Source organism: Micromonospora sp. NPDC047812, from assembly GCF_040704175.1.
In the GTDB taxonomy this organism is placed as follows: domain Bacteria; phylum Actinomycetota; class Actinomycetes; order Mycobacteriales; family Micromonosporaceae; genus Micromonospora.
This window is the reverse complement of record NZ_JBEYRY010000002.1, coordinates 412214-430390: the sequence shown is the minus strand read 5'-3', so window position 1 is coordinate 430390 and position 18177 is coordinate 412214. Positions and strand designations below refer to the sequence as shown.

At 72.3% G+C, this 18177-nt stretch carries 20 protein-coding genes; 9 read left to right on the top strand and 11 right to left on the bottom strand.

The annotated features are described in order from the left end of the window. The first annotated feature begins 41 nt into the window (after window positions 1–41). A complete protein-coding gene (locus tag AB0883_RS09645) occupies window positions 42–1457 on the top strand; it encodes an MFS transporter (protein WP_366640825.1) in 1416 nt (471 codons plus the stop codon). Between the two features lie 137 nt (window positions 1458–1594). Here AB0883_RS09645 and AB0883_RS09640 read toward each other — a convergent pair whose 3' ends face one another. The 6 genes from AB0883_RS09640 to AB0883_RS09615 all read right to left on the bottom strand — a co-directional run bounded on the left by AB0883_RS09640 (window position 1595) and on the right by AB0883_RS09615 (window position 6397). After that, window positions 1595–2248, bottom strand: a complete 654-nt coding sequence (locus tag AB0883_RS09640; protein ID WP_366640824.1) for an O-methyltransferase — start codon at window positions 2246–2248, stop codon at window positions 1595–1597. Between the two features lie 9 nt (window positions 2249–2257). Beyond that, the gene (locus tag AB0883_RS09635) at window positions 2258–2914 is read right to left on the bottom strand and encodes a nucleoside triphosphate pyrophosphatase (RefSeq protein WP_366640823.1); all 657 of its coding nucleotides are present in this window, start codon (window positions 2912–2914) and stop codon (window positions 2258–2260) included. 84 nt (window positions 2915–2998) lie between these two features. Further along, window positions 2999–4120 (bottom strand): type VII secretion-associated serine protease mycosin, encoded by a 1122-nt coding sequence (mycP, locus tag AB0883_RS09630; protein ID WP_366641692.1) that lies wholly within the window; start codon window positions 4118–4120, stop codon window positions 2999–3001. A gap of 53 nt (window positions 4121–4173) precedes the next feature. Beyond that, the gene (locus tag AB0883_RS09625; RefSeq protein WP_366640822.1) at window positions 4174–5574 is read right to left on the bottom strand and encodes a hypothetical protein; all 1401 of its coding nucleotides are present in this window, start codon (window positions 5572–5574) and stop codon (window positions 4174–4176) included. Then, window positions 5571–6044 (bottom strand): hypothetical protein, encoded by a 474-nt coding sequence (locus AB0883_RS09620; protein WP_366640821.1) that lies wholly within the window; start codon window positions 6042–6044, stop codon window positions 5571–5573. Before AB0883_RS09620 ends, AB0883_RS09625 begins: the two co-directional genes overlap by 4 nt. Before the next feature lie 143 nt (window positions 6045–6187). Beyond that, window positions 6188–6397, bottom strand: coding sequence for an acyl-CoA carboxylase subunit epsilon (locus tag AB0883_RS09615; protein ID WP_366640820.1), 210 nt, complete (start codon window positions 6395–6397; stop codon window positions 6188–6190). A 92-nt stretch (window positions 6398–6489) separates the two neighbouring features. On the opposite strand from AB0883_RS09615, the gene AB0883_RS09610 reads away from it, so the two are divergent. Beyond that, window positions 6490–8415: a protein kinase gene (locus AB0883_RS09610; protein WP_366640819.1), complete on the top strand. Its 1926-nt coding sequence runs from the start codon at window positions 6490–6492 to the stop codon at window positions 8413–8415. A 91-nt stretch (window positions 8416–8506) separates the two neighbouring features. Beyond that, the gene (locus AB0883_RS09605) at window positions 8507–8737 is read left to right on the top strand and encodes a hypothetical protein (RefSeq protein WP_366640818.1); all 231 of its coding nucleotides are present in this window, start codon (window positions 8507–8509) and stop codon (window positions 8735–8737) included. Between the two features lie 98 nt (window positions 8738–8835). Here AB0883_RS09605 and AB0883_RS09600 read toward each other — a convergent pair whose 3' ends face one another. Then, window positions 8836–9588, bottom strand: a complete 753-nt coding sequence (locus AB0883_RS09600; RefSeq protein WP_366640817.1) for a GH25 family lysozyme — start codon at window positions 9586–9588, stop codon at window positions 8836–8838. A gap of 130 nt (window positions 9589–9718) precedes the next feature. After that, entirely contained in the window at window positions 9719–10264 is a 546-nt protein-coding gene (locus AB0883_RS09595) for a Uma2 family endonuclease (protein WP_366640816.1), read from the bottom strand. A 101-nt stretch (window positions 10265–10365) separates the two neighbouring features. Here AB0883_RS09595 and AB0883_RS09590 point away from each other — a divergent pair, with 101 nt between their 5' ends. The 4 genes from AB0883_RS09590 (at window position 10366) to AB0883_RS09575 (ending at window position 13513) form a co-directional block, all read left to right on the top strand. Continuing rightward, window positions 10366–11109 (top strand): M50 family metallopeptidase, encoded by a 744-nt coding sequence (locus AB0883_RS09590; RefSeq protein ID WP_366640815.1) that lies wholly within the window; start codon window positions 10366–10368, stop codon window positions 11107–11109. 17 nt (window positions 11110–11126) lie between these two features. Next, entirely contained in the window at window positions 11127–12110 is a 984-nt protein-coding gene (locus AB0883_RS09585; RefSeq protein ID WP_366640814.1) for a 2-dehydropantoate 2-reductase N-terminal domain-containing protein, read from the top strand. A 61-nt stretch (window positions 12111–12171) separates the two neighbouring features. Next, entirely contained in the window at window positions 12172–12672 is a 501-nt protein-coding gene (locus AB0883_RS09580; RefSeq protein ID WP_121396602.1) for a SigE family RNA polymerase sigma factor, read from the top strand. Further along, window positions 12665–13513 (top strand): hypothetical protein, encoded by an 849-nt coding sequence (locus tag AB0883_RS09575; RefSeq protein WP_366640813.1) that lies wholly within the window; start codon window positions 12665–12667, stop codon window positions 13511–13513. The genes AB0883_RS09580 and AB0883_RS09575 overlap by 8 nt, the downstream gene beginning before the upstream one ends. 18 nt (window positions 13514–13531) lie before the next feature. Here the strand turns inward: AB0883_RS09575 and AB0883_RS09570 are convergent, their stop codons facing one another. Continuing rightward, window positions 13532–15115: an acyl-CoA carboxylase subunit beta gene (locus AB0883_RS09570; RefSeq protein ID WP_366640812.1), complete on the bottom strand. Its 1584-nt coding sequence runs from the start codon at window positions 15113–15115 to the stop codon at window positions 13532–13534. Window positions 15116–15220: 105 nt separating this feature from the next. Between AB0883_RS09570 and AB0883_RS09565 the strand changes: the two genes are divergently transcribed. Both AB0883_RS09565 and AB0883_RS09560 read left to right on the top strand, forming a co-directional pair. Then, window positions 15221–16096, top strand: a complete 876-nt coding sequence (locus AB0883_RS09565) for a biotin--[acetyl-CoA-carboxylase] ligase (RefSeq protein ID WP_366640811.1) — start codon at window positions 15221–15223, stop codon at window positions 16094–16096. A gap of 84 nt (window positions 16097–16180) precedes the next feature. Then, window positions 16181–16753, top strand: coding sequence for a PH domain-containing protein (locus tag AB0883_RS09560; RefSeq protein ID WP_366640810.1), 573 nt, complete (start codon window positions 16181–16183; stop codon window positions 16751–16753). Between the two features lie 67 nt (window positions 16754–16820). Here AB0883_RS09560 and AB0883_RS09555 read toward each other — a convergent pair whose 3' ends face one another. Continuing rightward, entirely contained in the window at window positions 16821–17558 is a 738-nt protein-coding gene (locus AB0883_RS09555; RefSeq protein WP_366640809.1) for a GtrA family protein, read from the bottom strand. A 65-nt stretch (window positions 17559–17623) separates the two neighbouring features. Further along, window positions 17624–18157, bottom strand: coding sequence for a GtrA family protein (locus AB0883_RS09550; RefSeq protein WP_366641691.1), 534 nt, complete (start codon window positions 18155–18157; stop codon window positions 17624–17626). Window positions 18158–18177 lie beyond the last annotated feature (20 nt).

Here is an 18177-nt window from a genome sequence, read left to right as displayed (position 1 = left end):
CAGGGGCGGGGCGCCGGCCCGACGCTTGTAGCGTGAGGCCGGTGCCCCGCCTCACCCGTGACCGGCTCACCTGGCTGACCTACGCCCAGCTCGGGCTGTGGGGCTTCTTCCTCTACGGCTTCGGGCCGGTCGTGCCGCTGCTCCGCGACGAACAGGGCACGTCGGCCGCCGTCGCCGGCCTGCACAGCACCGGCATCGCCGTCGGCGCGCTGGCCGGCGGGGCGATCTTCGCCCCCCTGGCCCGCCGCCTCGGCCGTGGCCGGGCCATCTGGATCGGGCTGGCGGGCGTCGCGGCCGGCGTCGCCGCCCTGGGCCTCGTCCGCGCCCTGCCCGCCACGATCACCGCCGTCGCCGTGATCGCCACCTTCGGCATGCTGGTGATCAGCGGCGTGTCCGTGGTGCTCACCGACCGGCACGGCGCCGGCGCGCCCGCCGCGCTGACCGAGGCCAACGCCGTCTGCGCCGGCGCCGGCATCCTCGCCCCGCTGGTCATCGGCGCGAGCGTGGACGCCGGGTGGGGCTGGCGACCGGCGATGGCCGTCGAGGTCGGCCTGATCGCCCTGGTCGCGCTCGCCGCCGTGACCTTCCGCGTACGCCTGCCGCGACCCGCCCCCGCTGCCGCGGCTCCCGGCGGTCCTCCCACCGCCCCGGCTCCCGGCGGGGCTCCCGGCTCCTCGACTCTCGCCTCCTCGGCCCCCGGCTCCCTGGCCCCCGGCTCTACGGTTTCCGGCTCCCTGGTTTCCGGCTCTGCGGCTCCCGGCTCCCTGGCTCCCAGTTCCTCGGCTCCCGGCTCCTTGACTCCCGGTCCCGCGGCTCCCGGCGATGTCGCCTCGGTCGCCGGCGCCCACGGGGTCGGCCGACCCCTGCCGGCGGCGTACTGGATCGCCTGGGTGCTGATGGCGGTCACCGGCTCGATCGAGGTCTGCCTGTCGCTCTGGACGGCCGACGTGCTCCGCTCGCACGCCGGGATGGCGGCCGGCGGCGCCTCGGCCGCCGTCGCCGCGATCGTCTGCGGCATGTTCGTGGGGCGGGTCGTCGGGGGCCGGTTCGCCCTGCGGTACCGGCCCGTGCCGCTGCTGCTGGCCGCGTTGGGCGTGTCGCTGGCCGGGTTCGCGCTCTTCTGGATCGCGCCCGTCGGCTGGCTCGCCGTCACCGGCCTGGTCGTCCTCGGCCTCGGCAACGCCCTGCACTACCCGCTGGCGATCTCGATCGCGCTCGCCGTCGCCGGGCCGGCCGCGGACCGGGCGGCCGGCTATGCGTCGTACTCGATGGGGGTGGGCTTCGGGATCGCGCCGGTCGCGCTCGGCTGGGTGGCCGACGGCGTCGGACCGCACCTGGCCTTCCTGCTGCTGCCGGCCTTCATCGCGGCGGCTGCGTTGCTCGCCGCCCGCCTGGGCCGCGCCCTGCGCCCCGCCGGCGAACCCGCCCCCACCATCCCCGCGACGACGAACGCCTAGGGCACCGACAGACCTGCCCCTGACCGGCCCGCTGCCTGCCGCGAAAGCCATTCTTCCGCGATCTTGGTGGGGAACGGCCCTCCCAGGGGCCTCTTCCTACCAAGATCGCGCAGGGGCGGGGTCCTGCCCGGTCAGGGTCAGTGCACCCGGGCCAGGGTGAGGCCGTCGGCGATCGGGAGCATCACCGCGTCCACCCGGACGTCGGCGAGCACCTCGTCGTTGAAGGCCGCGATGGCCCGGTCGTCGGCGTTCTGCGGGGCGATCACCCGACCGCCGCGCAGCACGTTGTCGACCGCGATCACCCCGCCGGGACGCATCCGGGGCACCAGCTCCGCCCAGTAGATCGGGTAACCGGTCTTGTCGGCGTCGATGAACGCGAAGTCCAGGTGGCGCTCGTGGGGCAGCTCGCGCAGCGTGTCGCCGGCCGGGCCGATCCGCAGCTCGATCCGGTCGTCCACACCGGCGCGCTCCCAGTACCGCCGGGCGATGGCGGTGAACTCCTCCGAGATGTCGAAGCAGGTCAGCCGCCCGCCCTCGGGCAGGCCCCGGGCGATCGCCAGTGACGAGAGGCCGGTGAACGTGCCCACCTCGACGGCCTGCCGTACCCCGAGCAGCCGGGTGAGGAAGGTCAGGAAGGCGGCATGCTCCGGTGCGACCTGCATATGCGCGTCGTTCGGCAGGACCGCGCGGGTCTCCTCGGCCAGGTCCCGCATGATCTCGTCCGGCGGCGCACCGTGCCCGACCAGGTACGCGTGCAGCTCCGACGTGAGCGGGATCGACTTGGTGGTCATGAACGGACGCTAGCCGAGCGGCTCGACCGTCTGGTTGCCGGGCGTGACCTTCGTCCACAGATCGGTGATCCGCAGGTCCAGCTCGGCGAGGAGGCGGCGCAGCATCGGCAGGGACAGCCCGATGACCGTGCTCGGATCACCCTCGATCCGTTCCACGAACGGCCCGCCCAGCCCGTCGATCGTGAAGGCACCCGCCACGGCCAGCGGCTCGCCCGTACCCACGTACGTGGCGATCTCGTCGTCGCCGATGTCGGCGAAGTGCACGACGGTGGAGGCGACCGCCTCGGCCCGCCGCCCCGCCTCGACGTCGATCAGGCAGTGCCCGCTGTGCAGCACGCCGCTGCGCCCGCGCATCCGCTCCCAGCGCCGGGTGGCGTCGGCCGCGTCGTCCGGCTTGCCGAGGATCTCCCCGTCGAAGGCCAGCACCGAGTCGCACCCGATCACCAACGTCCGCTGGTCGTCGGTCGGCCGCAGCCGGGTGAGTACCGCCTGCGCCTTCATCCGGGCCAGTTCCAGGCAGAGCTCCTCGGCCCGCTCCGTGACCACGAGGGACTCGTCGACGCCGCTGACCAGCACGTCCGGTTCGATCCCGGCGGCCTGGAGAATCTTGCGGCGGGCAGGGCTCGCCGAGGCGAGCACGAGGCGGGGCGGCATGGATTTCGGCACGTCGCCGACGTTACCGGCTGACCGGGACGACGACGTCTCGGGTGGGACGTGTCCACCCGCCGCCCGTCTCCGTCGTCCGGGTGCTCAGCGACTGATGCGGGGCGGCGGGTCGTCACCACGACGACGCCGACGGGCGATGAACGTCCACGCGCCGCCGGCTGCCACGATCACCCCGAGGGTGACCAGGCCGCGGGTCGTCGCTCCATCGTTCCCGTCGCCCGCCGGCTCCGCTACCGCCGTCGTGGTCGAGGTGGTCCGGGTAGGCGCGCTCGCCGTCGCCGAACCAAAGCCCAGCGGCGGTACGTCAGCCGTCAGCGCCGCCACCAGATCGATGACACCGTGGCCGTACTCGTCGTCCCGTCCCGGAGGGCCCTTGTCGATCGCGGTGGCGGTCAGCCTGTGCGCCACCTCGGAGGCAGGCAGGTACGGGTACTTGGACCGAACTAACGCTGCCGCCCCAGCGACGATGGCAGTGGCCCCCGAAGTGCCGGTGCCCTTGCGGTACTTGCCGTCGACACTCGTGCTGTAGATATCGACTGCCGGAGCGACCACGTCGATGTCCGGTCCGGCGACTGACACTGGGGCTCGCTGGCCGCGCCGATCAACCCCACCTACGGCAATTGCGCCAGGGTAGGAGGCAGGGAATCCGACGTGTTGGCTGAAGGGCTTATTACCTGCTGCGGCGACAACAACAATGTCCGCGCGAATTGCGGCCTCGACTGCCGCATGTAACCGACTGTCTGCTGCTCCTGCTGCTGAAATGCTGATTACTTTGACATTTTGCGTGATCGCGTAGTCGATCGCCTCTGCCAAATGGTGACTGGTGCCCCCTTGGTCGTTGATTTTTACCCGGATGGGAAGGATCTTCGCCTTCGGTGCTATGCCAAGGGCGCCTTGTTTGCCAGAATGCCCGTGGGCGGCGATTAGGCCTGCCATGCCGGTTCCGTGGCTGTTCCGGTCTTGTTGTCCGTCGCCACTACCCCCGGCAACGATATCGGTGCCTCGGCGCAGATTGCGCGCAAGATCGGGATGTGGATGGACGCCGGTGTCTGGCACCGCAACCGTTACGCCTTCGCCTTGAGCGATCCTGTGCACTTCGGGGATCCTGAGAAAGTTCAGATGCCACTGGTCCGCCCGGATCCGATCAATGCCCTGCGGACTTGCGGCACTACGGTTAGGCCACGCATGCGAGGCAGTTGACGGCAGGAATGTTGCCGTAAGGGTGAACAGCGCCAAGGCGGCTTGGACGGCCCGAGTTCTCAACGGTTGAAGCCAATAGCCGGACCCGGGTCGATGGGGCCATCTTCGTCTGGGGCGCGGACTACCGGGCTTACGCCTCGGTCCACTTCCCATGGGTGATCCGGATCCCAGCGTTGCGAATCTTCGTCACTGCCGTCGTACCGCCCTGCCCTGCTCGGCATCCCGCCTGCGCGGGCAGCGCCCATGCCGGGTGCTCCACCGATTGGCGGAATACCCTGCCCCGCGCTGAAGTTGCGGCCAGCCCCAGGGCGGGAGCCTGCGCCCCCGGTCGGAGCGGTGCCGGCGCCCCCGCCACCGATTACCCCACCAATCGGGTTGACCCGACGTTGCTGCGCGCCGCTGCCACTCGATGGTCCAAGTCCCATTCCAGGGGTTCCGCCGATCAGACCACCTGGTGGCATCGGCCGGGGCGATCCCGGTGAAGTGGCAGGCGGGAGCCCGCCAATGGCTCCGCTGACCGGCCGGCTGCTAGGGCCAGGCTGACCGATCGGCAATCCAGAGAGCCCGTGTCCAGGCCGCACGCCTGGCGGCATGGCAGGCATCGGTCCACTGCCGGAGCCAGTGGGAAGACCGGGTGGAGTTGCACCTGGCATCGCGGGATTGATTGGAGAAGGCGCTAGACCGGGGTTGACCCCGCCGAGCACAGGCCCGACATTACGGGTGGTTGGTGCGGAGACCTGTCGCGCATTCGTAGTCGACCGGGCAACGGACGAAGTAGTCGAACTTGACAACGGCACGGGAACGACGGGCGGAATCACCGGAGCGCCTGAACCGGCACCCCCGTAGACATCGGAGTTGGGCTGATCTGCCTCAGGTGAAGGCTTGGGCCTAGGCGGTGGCTGGCGGAGCATTACTTGGGCGTGTTGGAGTTCGCCGCTGAGGCCGTACATGATGCCGCGCGCCTGGACGTTGAGCCGTTCGAGGTCGGCGTCCGTCACCGGGCGATCGGGGACCCGGCTGCCCATGGCGGCCTTCGGGTCGGCGAGCGTCGCGTCGTACGTCTGCTTCTCCCGGACCTTGACGGCGTACGTCTCGTAGATCTTCTTGAGCTCCGCCCGCGTGGCGCTGATGGCCTGCGTGGCGGCGGAGAGCGCGGTGTAGTTGGCGCTGGCGGCGTCGTGTGTGCGCTGCACCTTGTCGATCAGCTCGTCCAGCTCGCGGACGTATGCCCGGGCGGCCTCGTTGGTCTCCGGGGGCCATGCCTCGGCCAGCCCCTTGCGGTATTCCTGGAGCCGGCTTAGGTGTGTCCGGGCGAGGTCGCAGACCTTGCGCCAGCCGGCGACCTGCTTCCAGTGGTTGGTGGTGTCGTGGTCCTGGAGGCAGGCCCACATGCTGGCGACGTCCATGAGCCGCCAGTCGGTGAGAGCGGACGTGCGGCCGCCGGTGCCCCGTTCGATCATGGCAGCACCACCGGACCCTGCCCCTGCCCCGGCACGGGCTCAGGGCCGGTGGGATCGGACAACACCGGCGGCGTGCCGCGGGACGCGGTGGCGGCCGGGTGGGCGAGGGCCCGTTCGACGTCGGTCACGCGGGCGGCGGCGAAGGCGTCCGTTCCGGTGTAGCGGGTGGCGACGGTGCTGGCGGCGACGGCCAGGTGGCCGGTGGCGTCGCGGACGCCCCAGACCATGTCGGCGGTGGCCTGCTGGGTCTCGTGGTGCGCGCGCAGGAAGTCGACCAGCTCGATGAACGCGTCGGCGGGGTTGGGCACCGGCGCCGTCATGTCCTCGGCGATGTACGACAGGTGCGGGGCGTAGTTGCGTTCCACCTCGGCCTGGAGCTTGTCGGCGAACTCGCGGAGCTGGCGGATGTCGGCCTCGATTCCGCCGTAGCCGCGGAGCCAGGACGCTGGACCGTCCTCCTCGGGGATCATCGGCCCTCCCTGCCTGTCACTGCGTCGTTTCCCTGAGTGAGGTTAATGGGTCCCCGGGGCTGTCGGCAGCCCCGCCCCGGCACGCGCCGGCCGCCCCACGGGTGCGCAGGGGCGCCGAGCTGCGGTGATCCGTACGGAAAAGGTCAGCGGGGCAGGCCGGACGCCCGCCAGGCGCCGGGGCCGGTGGCCGGCGCGGCGAGGGGCCGGCCGGAGCGCGCCCAGGCGGACGCGGCGACCGGAGGGGCCGCGGCGACCGGGCGGGACCGTACGACGATCGCGCCCACCAGCGCGGCCAGCTCCTCGGCGGTGGGGACCCCGCGGACGACCCGGAACAGCGGCTCTTCGGCAGACATGGCGCCAGCGTACGCGTCGGAGAGGTTGACCTGAACCGCACAGTGGCGTGCCGGCGGTGTGAGCGTCGTCGGCTCCGGGTACCGTCTGGGCGATGTCGAACGCGCTGCCCCAACTCGTCGCTGACCGATACCGGCTCCTCTCGCCGCTCGGTCAGGGCGGCATGGGTCGGGTGTGGAAGGCGCGCGACGAGGTGCTGCACCGGGACGTGGCGATCAAGGAACTCGTCCCGCCGCCCAGCCTCACCGACGAGGAGCGCCGCGAGATGCGGGAGCGCTCGCTGCGTGAGGCCCGGGCCATCGCCCGGCTCAACCACATCAACGTGGTCCGCATCTTCGACGTGCTGCGCACCGACGGTGATCCGTGGATCGTCATGGAGTACGTGCCGTCGAAGTCGTTGCAGGACACCCTCGCCGAGGACGGCCCGGTGACGCCGGCGCGTGCCGTGGAGATCGGCCTGGGCGTGCTGGCCGCGCTGAAGTCGGCGCACAAGGCCGGTGTGATGCACCGCGACGTCAAGCCCGGCAACGTGCTGCTCGGCGACGACGGCCGGGTGGTGCTGACCGATTTCGGCCTCGCCACGATCCCCGGCGACCCGAACGTGACCCGCACGGGAATGGTGCTGGGGTCGCCCGCGTACATCTCGCCGGAGCGGGCCCGCGAGGGCACTGCCGGGCCGGAGGCCGACCTGTGGTCGCTGGGCGCCACCCTCTACGCGGCGGTCGAGGGCAAGTCGCCGTACGCGCGGCCGTCGGCGATCGCCACCCTGGCGGCGCTCGCCACCGAGCCGATGCCGCCGCCGAAGAACGCCGGGCCGCTCAAGCCGGTGCTCAACGGCCTGCTGCGCAAGGACCCGAAGGAGCGGATCACCGCCGAGGTGGCGGAGAAGCTGCTGCGCCGCGCCGGCGGCAAGCGCACCCGCACCATCCCGCTGCTCGACGGCGTACGCCGGCCGGGGCCGAACGGTCCGCGTGAGCCGCGCCCGCCGCTGGTGCCGGCGCCGCGACCGGCCGAGGGCGGGTCCGACAAGCCGGTCAGCCCGCCGGCACCGCGTGCGCCCCTGGCGGCGGCCGGCGCCGGTGCCGCCGCGGCGTCCACCGCCGAGGACGCGACGGCGGCGGTCTCCTCGGATCTCGCGCCCACCGCCAAGGTCGGAGCGTCCACCTCGGACACGGCCCCGACGGCGAAGGTCGACCCGCCGAAGCCCGCGCTCGACGACACGAAGGCCGAGCCGGCACCCCGCAAGCCGGCGAATCCCACCTCGGTGATGCCCCCGCCGGTGGGCCCGCCGTCCGGCCGGGCGACGGTCGTGGCGTCCGACGGCACGAAGCCCGACAACACCCGGCGCAACGTCCTGATCGGCGTGCTGGTGGCGCTGCTGCTGCTCGGCCTGGTGGTGGTCGTGCCGATGCTGACCAGCGGCGACGGTGGGGACGGCGGCGGCACCCCGCAGGCCGACCCGACCGGCGCGGCGACCTCCCAGGGGCAGCCGCCGCAGTCCTCCGCGCCGGCCCCGCCCACGAGCGCCGCGCCGAGCCCGACGCCCTCGGCCACCCCCTCCCCGACGCCGGACGCGCTGCCGGCGGGCTGGAAGCTGCACAAGGACCCGGCCGGCTTCGCGCTGCCGCTGCCGGAGGGCTGGGTGCGCCGGCAGGTGGACGGCAGCACGGTCGTCTTCGACCAGTCCAACGGGCCGGGCGAGCTGTTGGTCCAGTGGACCAGCAACCCGGAATCGGACGCGTACGCCGACTGGAAGCAGAAAGAGCCGGACCGCAAGAACCGCGTCAGCAACTACCAGTACCTGAGCATCGAGCCCTGCGATTACTGGAAGACCTGTGCGGACTGGGAGTGGCTGGAGACCCGCGACGGCACGCGGATCCACGTCCGCAACCGGGGCTTCGTGACGGCCAGCAACCGGGGCTACGCCCTGCGCTGGGAGGTCGCCGCGAAGGACTGGCAGGCCAACCTGGCGAACTTCGACCGGATCGCCAAGGGCTTCGTGCCCGACCGCAAGGACTGATCCGCGGGATTCGCGCCCGTTGCGAGATCGACTCGCATGACCTTCCGTCGTACGGGGTATCTGACCTTCACGACGGAAGGGAGGGTACGACATGGGATACCGACGGAGGGACGCCCGGCCCCGAGTGGCACTGTGGATGCTCGTGGCCCTCGGCGACATCGTCCTGCTGCTCACCGCCGCCGGCCTGCCGGTGCTGGTCGCACTGCTCAGCGTCGTCACCGTCACCCTCGCCGGGGTGGGCGTCCGGCGCTTCGCCCGGCGGGGCGCGCTCGCCCGGGAGAACGCGGCGACCGTTCCCGTGGCGGCCCGACGGCGGGCCTGACGCCCGTGACGGCGGCGTGGCGGCAGCCGGACCAGTTGTCGACCGTACGGTGACAACCGATCCCGCTGCCGCCAACCGCCTCCCCAGGCGAATCAGGCTCAGGTGTTGTTGGCCAGCGCGATCAGCCGGCTCCGGTCACCGTTCCAGTGGTTCCGGTCGACGGCGCCGCTGATGCCCGCCACGCTGCCGCTGTCCGTGTACTGCCAGAAGCTCCAGAACGGGGCCCCGGCCGGCAGCGTGCCGACCGTGCTCGACCAGCGGGCGATCCAGAGCGGGTGGTTCGCCCACGGGGCCGTCCAACTGCCCGTGCACTGGTTCCACCAGCTCGTGGTGGTGTAGATGACGGCATAGCGGCCGGTGCGGGAGCGGTAGGTGTTGAGGAAGTCCTGGACCCAGTTCCGCATGCCGGTCGTGCTCAGGCCGTAGCAGTAGCCGCCCGCGTACGGGTTGGCCTCGAGGTCCAGCGCGGCCGGGAGGGTGCGGCTGTCGGCCGACCAGGCGCCGCCGTTGGAGGCCAGGTAGTTCGCCTGGACCGCCCCGGAGGAGATGTTGGGCCGGGCGAAGTGGTACGCCCCCCGGATGACGCCGGCGTTGTAGGCGGCCACGTAGTTCGTGTTGAACCTCGGGTCCTTGTAGCTGGTGCCCTCGGTCGCCTTGATGAAGGCGAACTGGATGCCCGCGTTGCGGACGCTGGTCCAGTTGATGGCGCCCTGGTAGTGGGACACGTCGATGCCGGGGGTGGTGGCGGCGGACGCCGGGGCCGCGGTCGCGACGAGCCCCGCCGCCGCGGTGGCGAGGGCCGCGAGGGTGGCGGCCAACAGCCGCCGCAGGGATGTTCCGGTACGGGTCATGGATGCCTCCAAGGACGCCGGACTTAATAGACGTTCATCTTTGGAGATAAGTGCCCCGGATGGCAAGGGGAGCTAAGGAAATCTTCAGGAACGGTGGAAGTCGACCACCCCGACGGGCGCGGTCTCCGCCTCAGCGCAGCGTGGCCGGGTCGACGCGCCAGCGGATCGGCTCGGTCAGGCGGAGTTCCTCGCCCGGCTTCGCGACCTGTTCCTCGACGTAGTGCGTGCCGTCGAGCCGGTGCAGCCGCAGCGAGTGGCCGGAGCCGTCCTGCTCGACCAGCAGGTACCACGGGATCCCGGCGATCGCGTAGAGCTGCATCTTGATCAACCGGTCGGCGGCCGCGTTTCCCGGCGAGACGATCTCGCAGACGAGGATCACCTCGCCCGCCTCGATCACGGTGCCCTCGTCGTCGGTGTCGGCCACCACCACGTCGGGGATGACGATGCGGTCGACGCCGAGCCGGACGTTCACCGCCTCGAAGACCGCGAGGGCCCCCGCAGCGTCGTCCAGGCTGTTGGCCAGCAGCCGCGACACCCGCTGGTGTCGCTTGCTCGGGGCAGGGCTCACGATCAGGCTCCCGTCGAGCAACTCGATCCGGTTCGGCGTCTCGCCCATGGCGAGGTACTCGGCCTCGGTCCACAGGCCGACGTGGGGTTCCAGGGGTGCCGCAGTCACCGGCGTCCACCTCCCGCTCCTGTCGCCACCGGATCAGCCTTCCACGATACGGACCGACGAGGTCGCAGCGACACAGGTCGGGGCCGGTAGGCTCGCGCCCCATGGTGTCGATCGACGGGCTCGGCGGTCTCTGGGACAAGCTGTTCGCGGCGCAGCCGGACCCGCCGCCCCTGCTGGTGCTGCTGACCGCCGTCGTCGCGCTGGTGGTGGTCAGCACCCGCCTGCCCTGGCGGATCGCCCGCAACGCGATCACGATCGCCCACGAGGGCGGGCACGCGCTGGTCGCCCTGCTCACCGGCCGCCGCCTGCAAGGCATCCGGCTGCACTCGGACACCTCGGGGCTCACCCTCTCCGCCGGCCGGCCCACCGGCCCGGGGATGATCCTCACCCTGCTCGCCGGCTACGTCGCCCCGCCGCTGGTCGGGCTGGCCGGCGCGTGGCTGCTCGGCGGCAACCGGATCACCCTGCTGCTCTGGGTCGCCGTGGTGCTGCTGCTGGCCATGCTGGTCATGATCCGCAACGTCTTCGGCGTGCTCTCGCTGCTGGTCACCGGCGGGGTGGTGCTCGCCGTCTCCTGGTACGCCGAGCCGCAGGTGCAGGCGGCGTTCGCGTACGCCGGGGTCTGGTTCCTGCTGCTCGGCGGGGTGCGGCCGGTGGTGGAGCTGCAACGGCTGCGCTCGCGGGGGCGGATGCCCGCCTCCGACGCCGACCAGCTCGCCGGCCTCACCCCCCTGCCCGCGTTCTTCTGGGTCACCGTCTTCGCCCTGGTCAACCTGGTCGCCCTCGGCGCCGGCGCGCTGCTGCTGGCCGGCCCGATCCTCACCGAGGCCGGCCTGACGCCCTGACCGGGCAGAATGGGCCCGTGCGATACGTGATCATCGGAGCGGGCGCGGTCGGCGGCACCATCGGCGTACGGCTGGGGCAGGCCGGCCACGACGTGACCCTGGTGGCGCGCGGCGCGCACCTGGACACGATCCGGCGGCGGGGGCTGACCCTGCGGCAGCCCGACGGCGAGACGACCTGGCGCGGGCCGGCCACCGACGGGCCGGACGACCGGCCGCTGCCCGACGACACCGCCCTGGTGCTCACCGTCAAGTCGCAGGACACCGAAGCGGCGCTGGCGGCATGGGCGGACGCGCCCGTGGCCGGCGGCGGTACGGCGGCCGAGCGCCTGCCGCTGTTCACCGCGCAGAACGGGGTCGCCAACGAACGCGCCGCCCTGCGCCTCTTCGCCGACGTGCACGGCGTCTGCGTCTGGCTGCCCGCCACCCATCTGGAGCCGGGGGTGGTGGTGGCCAACGGCCACCCGCACCCCGGCATGCTGCACCTCGGCCGCTACCCGTCCGGCGCGGACGCCACCGACGACGCCGTCGCCGCCGACCTGACCGCCGCCGGCTTCGTCGCCCCGGTGCGCGCCGACGTGCTGCGCTGGAAGTACGGCAAGCTGCTGGCCAACCTCGGCAACGGCCTCCAGGCGCTGCTCGGCCGGGACGTCCCCGACGACCTGCGGCAGCGGGTCCGGGCCGAGGGGGTCGCCGTGCTCGCCGCGGCCGGAATCGCGCACACCACGCCCGAGGAGGAGAAGGCCGAGCGGGGTGACCTCGTCGACCACCGGCCGGTCGACGGCGAGGAGCGGGCCGGCGGCTCCACCTGGCAGAGCCTGGCCCGGGGCGCGGGCTCGGCCGAGACCGACCACCTCAACGGCGAGATCGTGCTGCTCGGCCGGCTGCACGGCGTACCGACCCCGGCGAACGCCGCCGTCCAGCTCGCGGTACGCCGCGCGCTGCGCGGCCGGATCCCGGCCGGCGGGTTCGACGTGACCGAGCTGGCGAAAATGATCGGCTGACCGGGCAACCGGCGGCACCGCCGGGCGCGTGTCCCCTGCGACCGTCACGGGGAGGTAGCAGGTGCCGGACGTCGACGGGTTCGACGAGTTCTACCGGGGCAGCCGGCAACGGCTGCTCGGCTACGTCTACGCGCTCACCGGCGATCTCGCCGAGGCGCAGGACGCCGTGCAGGAGGCGTACATCCGGGCCTGGCAGCGCTGGTCCACCGTGAGCGCGTACGAGGAGCCGGAGGCGTGGGTGCGGGTCGTGGCGAGCCGGATCGCGGTGAGCCGGTGGCGCAGCCTGCGCAGCCGGGCCCGCGCCTACCTGCGGCACGGCGCCAACGAGAGCGTGCCCGGCCCGGACACCGCCACCGTCGAGGTGGTCACCGCCCTGCGCCGGCTCCCCGAGGAGCAGCGCACCGCGATCGCCCTCTACTACCTGGTCGGCATGCCGGTCGCCGAGGTGGCCCGGCAGACGGCCACCCCGGTGGGCACCGTCAAAGCCCGACTCTTCCGGGGGCGCGCCGCGCTCGCCGGGCTGCTCGCCGTCTCTGACCTGGAGGAGGCCGCTGATGCGTGACGAGATGACGTTCGTCGAACAGGTGCACCGGGACCTGCGCGACGTCCGCTGGCCGGAGCCGGCGGAGATCCGCGCCCGGGCCCGCAGGCGCAGCAGGCGTACGGCGGTGCTGGCCGCGGTTGCGGTGCTCGTCGTCGTCTCCGCCTCCGCCGTGGCGGTCGGGGACCGGTCCGGTCAGCGGGAACTGTCCCCGGCGGCGTCCCCGCCGCGGCCGGCGGCGCCGGCGGCCCGGGTCGAGATCCCCCCGGCGGCCCTGCTGCAACAGGCCGACCTGACGGCGCGCAGTGGTCTGCAACTCAGCGAGGCCGGCCTGGGCGGCACCGTCGACGTGGGCCTGAGCAGGTGCGCCTCCGCTCGCGGCAGCTACACGCGGGCGTCGGAGAGCTGGATCAGCCGCTCTCAGACGGTGCTGCGGCCGGCGACCGGCGGGGGGCGGCCCGGGGACACCCTGGTCGTCCAGGACCTGCACCGGATGCGAGGCGACGGAGCTACGCGGTTCTTCGAGGCGCTGCGCGCGCAGCTCCCCGCCTGCCGGGAGTGGCGCGCGACGCGGTCGGTCCACTGGGGCGACGAGTCCGTCACTGTCGAGGACGTGCACCGCTGGGACGTGCCACGCCGCGACTTCGCTGGTGACGAGTCCCTGCTGCTGCGCCACTCCGTCTCCGCGACCCTCGACCAGGCCGACGGGCAGGCTGAGTCGGGACCGGACATGACCGTGGTGGTGCGGGTCGGTGACCTGCTGAGCGTGCTGCTCCTGGAACCGGCCAGCGAGGACGAGATGGTGCGCCTCGGCAGGATGGCCGCGGCGCGCATGTGCGCCGCCGCCAACCCGTCCTGCTGACCGGCATCCGGACGGGCGTCAGAGCGGGATGTTGCCGTGCTTCTTCGGGGGCAGGGTCTCGCGCTTGGTACGCAGCACCCGCAGCGCGCGGACGATCTGGGTACGCGTCTCGTGCGGCGGGATGACGCTGTCCACGTAGCCGCGCTCCGCCGCGATGTACGGGTTGGCGAGGGTGTCCTCGTACTCGGCGATCTTCTCGGCCCGCACGGCTGCCGGGTCCTCGGCGGCGGCCAGCTCCGAGCGGTAGAGGATGTTCACCGCGCCCTGCGCGCCCATCACCGCGATCTGTGCGGTCGGCCAGGCGAAGTTCAGGTCCGCGCCGAGGTGCTTGGAGCCCATCACGTCGTACGCCCCGCCGTACGCCTTGCGGGTGATCACGGTGACCTTCGGGACGGTGGCCTCGGCGTACGCGTAGATGAGCTTCGCGCCCCGGCGGATGATGCCGTCCCACTCCTGGCCGGTGCCGGGCAGGAACCCGGGGACGTCCACGAAGGTCAGCACCGGGATGTTGAACGCGTCGCAGGTGCGCACGAACCGGGCGGCCTTCTCCGAGGCGGCGATGTCCAGGGTGCCGGCGAAGTGCATCGGCTGGTTGGCGACCACGCCGACCGGCCGGCCCTCGACCCGGCCGTAGCCGACGACCATGTTCTGCGCGTAGAGCGGCTGGACCTCCAGGAACTCGCCGTCGTCGAGGACGTGCTCGATCACCCGGTGCATGTCGTACGGCTGGTTCGCCGAGTCGGGGATCAGCGTGTCCAGCTCCCGGTCCTCCTCGGTCACGTCGAGGTCGGCGGGCGCGTCGAAGACCACCGGCTCGTCCAGGTTGTTCGACGGCAGGTACGACAGCAGCGCCTTGACGTAGTCGATCGCGTCCTGCTCGTCCGTGGCGAGGTAGTGCGCGTTGCCGCTGCGCGCGTTGTGCGTACGGGCGCCGCCCAGCTCCTCCATGCCCACGTCCTCGCCGGTGACCGTCTTGATGACGTCCGGGCCGGTGATGAACATGTGCGAGGTCTGGTCGACCATCACCGTGAAGTCCGTGACCGCCGGGGAGTAGACCGCGCCGCCGGCGCACGGGCCCATGATCAGGGAGATCTGCGGGATGACGCCGCTGGCCCGCACGTTGCGGAAGAAGATCTCGCCGTAGAGGCCGAGCGAGGCGACGCCCTCCTGGATGCGCGCGCCCCCGGAGTCGTTGATGCCGACGACCGGGCAGCCGATCTTCATGGCCAGGTCCATGACCTTGACGATCTTCTCGCCGAAGACCTCGCCGAGGGAGCCGCCGAAGACGGTGAAGTCCTGGGCGAAGACGCAGACCTGCCGGCCGTCGATGGTGCCGTAGCCGGTGATGACGCCGTCGCCGTACGGGCGGGTCTTCGCCAGCCCGAAGTTGGTGGACCGGTGCCGGGCCAGCTCGTCCAGCTCGACGAAGGAACCCTCGTCGAGCAGCATCTCGATCCGCTCGCGGGCGGTCTTCTTGCCCCTCGCGTGCTGCTTCTCGACCGCGCGCGCCGACCCGGCGTGCACCGCCTCGTCGACCCGCCGCTCCAGGTCGGCCAGCTTGCCCGCGGTGCTGTGGATGTTGATCCCGGTCTCGGTAGTCACCCTGGGAATATAACGATGGTTCAGGCCGCCGCCGCTGTGCAGTTCGCCTCAGCCCGACCGCGACGCCCCCGGTCGGCCGGACGGGAGCGGCCGTAGGCTGACGGGATGCCGGGCTCGCCGTACACCGATCTGGACCGCCCGCCGCTGTCGGCGGCGCGGCTGCGGCGGGCGCTGGTCGCCCCGCACGGGCCCTGGACCCGGCTGGAGCTGCGCGTCGAGACCGGCTCGACCAACGCGGACGTCGCCGAGGCCGCGCGGGGCGGCGAGCCCGAGGGGCTGGTGGTGGTCGCGGAGCGGCAGACCGCCGGGCGCGGCCGGCGCGGCCGGGCCTGGCAGTCGCCGGCCCGGGCCGGCATCGCCACCAGCGTGCTGCTCCGCCCCGGGGAGGCCGTCGCCGACCGTGGCTGGCCGCCCGCACCCCAGACGGGGTACGGCTGGCTGCCGCTGCTCGCCGGCGTCGCCCTGGTCGAGGCGGTGACCCGGCTGGCCGAGCTGAACGCGGGCCTGAAGTGGCCGAACGACCTGCTCGTCGGCGACGCGAAGTGCGCCGGCATCCTCGCCGAGGCGGTGCCGGGATCCTCGCCGGCCCGGCCGCCCGCGATCGTGCTCGGTGTCGGCCTCAACGTCACGCTGCGCGCCGACGAGCTGCCGGAGAACCCGACGGGGCTGCCGGCGACCTCCCTGCAACTGGCCGGGGCGGCGGCCACCGACCGGGACCCGCTGCTGCGGGCGCTGCTGCGCGGGATCGCCGACTGGTACGGCGAGTGGCGCGCGGCCGGCGGGGACGCGGTCGCCAGCGGCCTGCGCGACGCCTACCTGGCGAGCTGCGCGACGATCGACCGGCAGGTACGCGTGCTGCTGCCCGGCGGCGACGAGGTGACCGGCACCGCGACCGGCGTGGACGCCGACGGCCAGCTCCTGGTCGCCACCCCCACCGGCACCCGTGCCCTCGCCGCCGGCGACGTCCTGCACCTCCGCTGAACGGCGACTCCCGCCGCGCGGCTGATCCCCCGGCGTGAGGGGAGCGGTTACGGTCAGCGCGTCCGTATCTGCGAGGAGGTTCCCGTGGCGTTCCCCGATGACGTGCTCACCGAGGACGAGCACGTCGTGCTGCACCTGCACCCGCACTGGAAGGCGCTGATCCGGCCGGTCGCGGTGCTCGTGCTCGCCGTCGCGGCGGTGGTGGCCGGTCTGGTCCTGCTGCCGTCCGGCGGGGGCGGCTCGATCGCGCTCGCCGTCATCGGCAGCCTGGCCCTGCTGGCGGTGCTGTGGCTGGCGCTCTGGCCGTTCCTGGTCTGGCGGAGCACCCACTACCTCTTCACCAACGAGCGGGTGCTGCTCCAGCAGGGAGTGCTCTCGCGCGACCGGCGGGACATCCCGCTGACCCGGATCAACGACCACGCCATGAACCAGCGGTTCGTGGAGCGCCTGCTCGGCTGCGGGACGCTGACCATCGAGTCCGCCGGCGAGCGGGGCCAGTCCGTCCTGCACGACGTGCCGGGGGTCGGCCGGGTCCAGACCAAGCTCTACGAGCTGGTGGAGGCCCACCACGACAAGCACTCCCTCGGCGACGGCGAGATGCGCGACATCCTGGCGGACCTGCACGAGGGCAAGTCGCTGCGCGACCCCACCGCCTGAACCGGCCCGGCCTGACCGGTGTGGCCCGAAGCGGGCGGGAACCGGTCAGGCCAGGGCGGCGGGTGGGTCAGCGGCGCCGCGGACGGCGGGTGGTGGCCTGGAGTTCGGCGGCCAGCTCCGCTTCCAGCTCCCGGTCGAGGGAGCCGCCGAGGTTGGCGTCGAGCGGGACGGGGCGCCCCTGGACGGGGGCCGCCGCCGACGCGGGTTCGGGGCCGGGCGCGACGCGTGGGCCACGGCGCGCGGCGCCGGGTGGTGGTTCGGACTCCTCCAGCTCGGAGATCGACTCCGCCAACTCGGCCACCGGGTCCATCTCGGCCATGGTGTCCCACTCGTCGCGCGGGATGCTGTGCCACGTCTCGGCCGCGTGGGCCGGCGCCGGTTGGAAGACGAACGTCCGGTAGGACCAGAAGCGGAACAGCGTCGCGAGCAGCACGCCGCCGGTCTTGGCCACGTTGAGGGCCAGCAGGCTGGTCAGGCCCAGCCCGTACTTGGCGGCGGCCAGGACACCCAGCTCGATGAGCAGGCCCGCACCGTTGAAGAGGAAAAAGAGGACGTACTCGCGCCGCATGGCCGATTTGGGGCGATCACGGTACGTCCAGTGACGATTCATCAGATAAGACGTGATCGTCGCCACCACGGTGGCGATGACCGTCGCCTTCAGTTGACCGTCCACGAAAACAGTCAGTGCGAGCACATTGAACACGGCGTAATTGATTACGGTGTTGACGCCGCCGACGATTCCGAACTTGAGCGCCTCGTGGATGAACTTCTGCCAGCGCTCAGGCAGCAGACGGACAAGACGCATGCGGAACACCTTAGGGCAGTGGGCGGGGCCGGCAGGCTCCGGCCGGGACGAAGGTGGGCGGTAGGTCACGCCCGGTGGTCTCGGTCGTGCTTCTCTTCCGGAACGGACGGGGTTCCCGCTTCGACGAAGACGAACCGTCGGTAGGACCAGAACCGGAACAGCGTCCCGAGCCCGGTCCCGACGATGAAGCTGGCGACGTTGTCGGCCAGCGGGGTCTGGAACACCCCCGGCCAGATGCTGCCCAGGCCGTAGCGGCTGACCGCCAGGCAGGCCACGGCGATCCCCAGGCCGACGCCGTTGAAGAAGAAGAACAGCGCGTACTCGCGGGCCGGGTGGGAGCGCTTGCGGTGCCGCCACGTCCAGAACCGGTTGCCGACGAACGCGACGGACGCCGCGATCACCGTCGAGATGGTCTTCGCGGTGACCTGCTCGACACCCCGCACGCTCGTCAGGTAGTTGAAGAGCGCGAAGTCGATCAGGAAGGCGATCCCGCCCACGGTGGCGAACTTGCTCAACTCGCGGACCAGGTGACCGAAACGGTCCACCAGCGAGCGGACCAGACCCGGGCGGGTCTGCGAGGAGCCTGGCTCCCCGGTCATCGTCGCGGCCACGACGCGAG

What these genes read in the sequence shown, in the direction of transcription:
- AB0883_RS09640 (WP_366640824.1), bottom strand. Translation starts at nt 2,248, where the DNA reads ATGACCACCAAGTCGATCCCGCTCACGTCGGAGCTGCACGCGTACCTG.
- AB0883_RS09625 (WP_366640822.1), bottom strand. Translation starts at nt 5,574, where the DNA reads ATGATCGAACGGGGCACCGGCGGCCGCACGTCCGCTCTCACCGACTGG.
- AB0883_RS09620 (WP_366640821.1), bottom strand. Translation starts at nt 6,044, where the DNA reads ATGATCCCCGAGGAGGACGGTCCAGCGTCCTGGCTCCGCGGCTACGGC.
- AB0883_RS09615 (WP_366640820.1), bottom strand. Translation starts at nt 6,397, where the DNA reads ATGTCTGCCGAAGAGCCGCTGTTCCGGGTCGTCCGCGGGGTCCCCACC.
- AB0883_RS09610 (WP_366640819.1), top strand. Translation starts at nt 6,490, where the DNA reads ATGTCGAACGCGCTGCCCCAACTCGTCGCTGACCGATACCGGCTCCTC.
- AB0883_RS09605 (WP_366640818.1), top strand. Translation starts at nt 8,507, where the DNA reads ATGGGATACCGACGGAGGGACGCCCGGCCCCGAGTGGCACTGTGGATG.
- AB0883_RS09600 (WP_366640817.1), bottom strand. Translation starts at nt 9,588, where the DNA reads ATGACCCGTACCGGAACATCCCTGCGGCGGCTGTTGGCCGCCACCCTC.
- AB0883_RS09590 (WP_366640815.1), top strand. Translation starts at nt 10,366, where the DNA reads ATGGTGTCGATCGACGGGCTCGGCGGTCTCTGGGACAAGCTGTTCGCG.
- AB0883_RS09575 (WP_366640813.1), top strand. Translation starts at nt 12,665, where the DNA reads ATGCGTGACGAGATGACGTTCGTCGAACAGGTGCACCGGGACCTGCGC.
- AB0883_RS09565 (WP_366640811.1), top strand. Translation starts at nt 15,221, where the DNA reads ATGCCGGGCTCGCCGTACACCGATCTGGACCGCCCGCCGCTGTCGGCG.
- AB0883_RS09555 (WP_366640809.1), bottom strand. Translation starts at nt 17,558, where the DNA reads ATGCGTCTTGTCCGTCTGCTGCCTGAGCGCTGGCAGAAGTTCATCCAC.
- AB0883_RS09550 (WP_366641691.1), bottom strand. Translation starts at nt 18,157, where the DNA reads ATGACCGGGGAGCCAGGCTCCTCGCAGACCCGCCCGGGTCTGGTCCGC.